The organism is Companilactobacillus huachuanensis (assembly GCF_005404815.1).
GTDB lineage: Bacteria > Bacillota > Bacilli > Lactobacillales > Lactobacillaceae > Companilactobacillus > Companilactobacillus huachuanensis.
Genome location: NZ_BJDF01000053.1, coordinates 1 through 1,233 on the forward strand (window position 1 = coordinate 1; position 1,233 = coordinate 1,233).

The following is a 1,233-nucleotide window of genomic DNA, read 5'->3' on the forward strand; positions in this document are numbered from 1 at the left end:
CGCAAATTGCAAGAACAAGTTAGCCACTTTTTAAAATACTGATTCCAAGGGATTTTCAGTTACTGGAGTTAGGCAGATTGTGTTTATTTCATTACATTGTTTATTGAAGAGCTCAGTCGGTGTTTGATAACCGACAATCTTACGAGGCAGGTTGTTCAGCTTTTTAGCAGTTTGAGCAACCTCCGCAGGAGTTGCTTCATCAAGAGATATTCCTTTGGGAAAGTCCCTTCGAACCATACGATTGTGAACCTCGTTAGTTCCACGTTCACTTGAAGTAAACGGATGTGTAAAGTAAACAGGAGCGATTGAATCCATTACTGATGTTAGGGTACTGAATTCAGGACCATTATCAGCAGTAATGGACTTGATTACTGATCCGTATTCATCAATAATTTGATTCATTGTATAAGCTACTGAATCAGCGTCTCTACCATCAATTAGACGAATGATTTGGAAACGCGTCTTGCGTTCAATCATGGTCAAGATAACACTCTCCTGACCATTCCGAAGACCAACGATAGTATCAATTTCAAAGTGGCCAAACTCATTCCGTGTTTCCACTTCAATGGGCCTATCCTCAATACTTAGACCCAAAACATGTTTGTTTATTCGAACCACACGTTTTGGCAATTTACGAGACATTTTACTTATCAAGTCAATATTTCTAACCTCTAGTAATTGGGCATCAATGTACTTATAAAGTGTTTGGGTACAGACCATCTCGTCAGGTTCAAACAGGCCTGATGTTTTCGCACGGCCGAAGGCAGCGTCCGGTGACCAACCATCATCTTTAAAATGTCTCACGAAATAAGCAATGAACTCAAGAACTTGTGGCATCTTAATAGGTCTATGACACGCTTTACGTCTATCGACGTAGCGAGCTTGCGCTGCCTCAGGTATGTATTCGTCGTGATACTTAGTTATACCGTTGATTTTTTTGACTTGTCTGATTTCACCGCGCTTCAGTTCATTATTGATTGTTTGTGGACAAACACTTAGAATTTTCGCAATTTTGCGATTGGAATGTCCGAGTTGATGTAACGAGGCGATTTTCCCGCGCTCAATTTCAGTTAAATGGTGACCCTTAATTCTATTTATGGTAATCTGTTCTTGCACCAAGGCGAAAACCTCTTTCATTGTTAGTGTCGGAACTCCAATGATACCTGATTTTTTCGTCTTGGTGTTTTTTTATTCAATTTTTTTCAAGTGGCTAACTTGATTATAAAATTTGCC

At 39.6% G+C, this 1,233-nt stretch carries 1 protein-coding gene; it reads right to left on the minus strand.

What is annotated here, in order from left to right; translation table 11 throughout:
- Positions 1-30 precede the first annotated feature (30 nt).
- The gene (locus FFM71_RS13280; RefSeq protein ID WP_171000583.1) at positions 31-1,137 is read right to left on the minus strand and encodes an IS30 family transposase; all 1,107 of its coding nucleotides are present in this window, start codon (positions 1,135-1,137) and stop codon (positions 31-33) included.
- Positions 1,138-1,233 lie beyond the last annotated feature (96 nt).